At 40.3% G+C, this 298-nt stretch carries 2 rRNA genes; both read left to right on the forward strand.

What is annotated here, in order from left to right:
- A 16S ribosomal RNA gene (locus FS608_RS29815) occupies positions 1-66 on the forward strand; the annotation flags it as partial.
- A 155-nt stretch (positions 67-221) separates the two neighbouring features.
- A 23S ribosomal RNA gene (locus tag FS608_RS29820) occupies positions 222-298 on the forward strand; the annotation flags it as partial.

A 298-nucleotide genomic window follows, 5' to 3' on the forward strand; every position in this document is an offset into this window, starting at 1 on the left:
CAGATGATTGGGGTGAAGTCGTAACAAGGTAGCCGTATCGGAAGGTGCGGCTGGATCACCTCCTTTCTAAGGATAAAATGAAGTACTGATACTTCGTTAAAGGACGTTTCTGTTTTTGTTTAGTTTTGAGAGAACTATCTCTCGAAACTTGTTCCTTGAAAACTAGATAATAATTGACAAGACATCATATAAACAAGTAAGTTCTTTTAATAATTAACTTCGGTTAAGTTAGAAAGGGCGCACGGTGAATGCCTTGGCACTAGGAGCCGATGAAGGACGGGACTAACACCGATATGCT

The sequence above is a fragment of the Bacillus sp. X1(2014) genome (genome assembly GCF_007678255.1).